The sequence below is a fragment of the Thermodesulfovibrionales bacterium genome (assembly GCA_035622735.1).
Classification (GTDB): Bacteria; Nitrospirota; Thermodesulfovibrionia; order Thermodesulfovibrionales; family UBA9159; genus DASPUT01.
Genome location: DASPUT010000160.1, coordinates 1 through 3,550, shown reverse-complemented (window position 1 = coordinate 3,550; position 3,550 = coordinate 1). Strand labels below are relative to the sequence as shown.

4 protein-coding genes are annotated in these 3,550 nt (G+C 51.7%); 2 read left to right on the top strand and 2 right to left on the bottom strand.

Annotated features, from left to right (window positions below; translation table 11 throughout):
- A partial coding sequence (locus VEI96_08495) for an alpha/beta hydrolase (protein HXX58022.1) occupies nt 1-436 on the top strand: 436 nt, incomplete at its 5' end.
- A gap of 297 nt (nt 437-733) precedes the next feature.
- Here VEI96_08495 and VEI96_08490 read toward each other — a convergent pair.
- Nucleotides 734-2,203 (bottom strand): IS1182 family transposase, encoded by a 1,470-nt coding sequence (locus VEI96_08490; GenBank protein HXX58021.1) that lies wholly within the window; start codon nt 2,201-2,203, stop codon nt 734-736.
- Between the two features lie 245 nt (nt 2,204-2,448).
- Between VEI96_08490 and VEI96_08485 the strand changes: the two genes are divergently transcribed.
- Nucleotides 2,449-2,994, top strand: coding sequence for a hypothetical protein (locus VEI96_08485; GenBank protein ID HXX58020.1), 546 nt, complete (start codon nt 2,449-2,451; stop codon nt 2,992-2,994).
- Between the two features lie 188 nt (nt 2,995-3,182).
- On the opposite strand, the gene VEI96_08480 is transcribed toward VEI96_08485, so the two are convergent.
- Nucleotides 3,183-3,550, bottom strand: a 368-nt coding sequence (locus tag VEI96_08480) for a hypothetical protein (GenBank protein HXX58019.1), incomplete at its 5' end; no start/stop codon positions are given.

The following is a 3,550-nucleotide window of genomic DNA, read 5'->3' as shown; positions in this document are numbered from 1 at the left end:
CGGCATGCTCGCAACGCGCTTTGCGCTCATGTACCCTGAGATGGTAACGCATCTCATCCTCGAAAACCCGATCGGCCTCGAAGATTACCGCCCCATCGTCACCTACACTCCTTTAGAGGACCTCTACAGGAACGAGCTCGGCGCGACCGAAGCAGCCATCCGCAACTACCACAAGACCTACTATGTGACGTGGAAGCCCGAGTATGAAGAGTACGTCGAGGTCGCCGTCCGGATGAAGGAAAGTGGTGAAGCTCCACGCCTGGCGATGTCCGCGGCCCTCACCTACCAGATGATTTACGAGCAGCCGGTCTGTTATGAATTCGGGCAGATAAAGGCGAAGACTCTGTTAGTCATCGGTCAAGTCGACAGGACGGTGGCCGGCAAGGCGCGGGTTAAGAAGGAATTGTTCCCTACGTCGGTCAGTATCCCGAACTAGGGAAGAGGACCGCAAAGCTAATCCCAGACTCCACCTTGGTCGAAATCCCGAACGTCGGCCACATCCCCCATTTCGAAGCCAAAGATGTTTTTCACCGGGAACTGCTCTCTTTTCTGAAACGCTAAGAACACCGCGCTTCGACCTGGCGCGTCAGGATGAGGAATATTTCTGGGGCGTTGAGTTCACCGGCGAGTCGCCGGGTAGCAGCCTTTTGGGAGCAGCCTTTTGGGGACAACGAGCCTGTCTAAAAACCTCCTACGAACCGACCCTTGAAAGGGAACGCCGAGAGCAAAGCTCTTACGCCAATGTCAGGATTTCCCGTTCTCTTTTCGCCACCGCCCCTGCCACCTTCAGAAGGTTGTGGGCTATTGCGCCTATCTTCCATTCAATCCGCGCTTTTTGAATTCCTCGCAAAAGGAATTGACTGAATCCACCTCTCGTTTTAATCTGTCCGATCACTGGCTCTACGATACACTTTCGTTTCCCGTACAGTGTTCTGCCTCGCTCGGTGATCAGCTTTGCTCTCATCCGGTCACGATATCCTTCGTAACCGTCCCTCGTTATCGCTCTGCCTAACTTCTCGTTCGGCGTACACTGTTGTCGGCGAGGACATCCCGCACAAATCCCCCGTTTAGTCCGATACACTGTAACTTCCCGTTTGTGGTAAGGACCGCTCACCCGCGCCCTCGCCGTTGGTCTCATCTCTTCTCCCTGCGGACAGACATATCGGTCGGTTTCTCCATAATAGGTGAAAGACTCTTTGCCATACAGATGCGGTCTCGCGCGCTTTGCCTTTCCAATCTGTCGCTCACCTTGCTCAGGAATGTAGGCATCAATCGTTTTGTCTTCAAGGTATCTCAGATTCTCTCCGCCACAGTAACCGGCATCAGCTACCAGAACCGCGGGAGGCTCACCCACTTCACGCTCGATGCCCTCTACGGCGTTCTTGACTTGGTTCACATCTATCGGTTCTGTGGTGACTTCGGCGTAAACGATCAGATGATCCTCCGTTACTCCAAGCTGCGCATTATAAGCCGGGATGGATGTGGTCCTCCTGTGCATGAAACTCGCCTCAGGATCGGTGAGGCTCATCTTCGCGCTCTCCCCTTTGCCACCTTGCCGCGCACGCTTCAGCAGTTCTTCTATCTTCCTGATCCGAGCTTCTGCTTTCTCAAGACCTTCCGGCAGCTCATCTCCTCTCGCTGCCGTGCCGTAACCAGCTTCTTCCTCCTTATCTATTCGTTCCGCTTCGTCGATGATTCGCTGCGCTTCCTTCTTGGCTTCCAAAAGCTTGTTTCGCCACTGACTTATGCTCTTGAAACTCTCGATACTGCTGCTCGCCTGCACTTTGCTCCCGTCCAGGGCAACAAGCCCAAGACGCTCCATGCCTATCTCTCGCGCTATTGTGAGCACTTCTGCAAATACCTGTTCCATGGCTTCCTTGTTCCCCGTCCGAAACAGACACAGTGTCCGAAAATCAGGTCTCTCCATTCCCCCAAGCCACATAAATACAACGTCCTGCTGAAGTTTCTCCTCTATCTTTCTGCTTGAACGCACTCCCGTCGCATATCCCCATAAAAGTACTTTCAACATCATCTTCGGATGATACGCAGGGCGCCCCTCTTCCTTGACGTCCCTGAACATGCCCGTCTCTATCCGTTCTATTACCTCAGAGAAAACCCGTGCGGGATGGTCATGCCTTACCCATTCGTTCAGGCTCGGCGGCAAGAGAAACATTTGGTCTTGATCATAGGGCCTAAGCGGCATCGATACCTCCTGAAATTTCTTGGCCCTTACTCTATCATGTTAGATGTGAAGTTGCTATAGTTTTTAGACAGGCTCGTTGTCCCCATATTTCCAGCAGGGCGGTTGATTTTCTTGCGCTTCTTCCTGACCCACACACCCGTGATATACTGAACGAAGCAGTATGTTTCAGGCGGAAATGAACGGATCCATGTGTTGCATTTGCTGCCTGCCCGTGTGGCTGATGCACATCGTTGGAATAAAATAAAATGAAAAACAATAAACTATTATCCTCACTTCTGCTTATCTTATTATGCTCACCTTTAACTGCAGTTGCCGAGATAGACTCCATAAAAACAGGCGCGCCTCATCACATAGAGGTTGATAAAATTGAGATTGATCCTGACTTGCGGCTGAAAGATAGATTTGACTATTCCACTTATTGCGGCATAATCCATTCTCAAAGAGAATTAAATACCCTGTGGTCGCAATTGATCAACATACAAGATGATTTTTATCACAAATTCACTTCACATATTCCAAAACCACCTCCAGTAGATTTTAGTAAACATCTGGTAATTTGGTTTGCTGATCGGGGTGTCAATGCCAGTTTTGTTGAATCACTGGAAATAACGGATAACGAGGGAACTAATTCTCTTAAAGCTATAATTCATGTTTTCCATTCCGATTTTGGATCAAGTCATCTGAATCTGTGGAAAATACCGAAGACAAGCAAAGAAATAATTATTCAAGTAGAACACAAGTACGAAGAACGCAGGGGCGGAGAAGAGACACCAAGTCCGCGAGCAAAGTGACACAAAGGATCGCCCTGGGAAAAGCTGGGTGGCTTGAAATCGAATCTTTGTGATCTGTCCTCAGCTCATGACAAGAAGACGATTCCAACGAGCGAGTCATGTCCGCCCGTTATGCGGCGGTACACCCGCGCGCCGTGTACGAAGGGCTGAACGCTCTTCGTACACGGCTGTTTCTTCCCCGGCACGAACTACGACACCGTGAAGCTCGTCTGCCAGAGATAGTAACTGCTCAGACTTCCCGCGGGGGTCACCAGGAGATAGAACGTGTACATTCCGGCAGGCAGCGGCGACACAGGGAAATCCTGAAGCAGCACGACAAACAGGTCTCCTGTCGTGCCGCTGATCCAGGGCGCGATGACCGACGTCGAAAACCCCGTCGGTGTCAGGATCAACACCCCGGGGCTTATCGCAGGGGCGAAGATCGCGAAGTATACGTCCACGGGGCCTGAAAACTGCCCGAGTCCCACCTGAAGGTCCAGCAGATCCCCGCTCACCGCCACAAGGCCGAGGCCGATGGGCGCCGCCTGGGCGGCGACAGGATTGATGACCGATACCA

Coding starts and splice junctions, on each gene's coding strand:
- VEI96_08490 (HXX58021.1), bottom strand. CDS start 2,203: ATGCCGCTTAGGCCCTATGATCAAGACCAAATGTTTCTCTTGCCGCCG.
- VEI96_08485 (HXX58020.1), top strand. CDS start 2,449: ATGAAAAACAATAAACTATTATCCTCACTTCTGCTTATCTTATTATGC.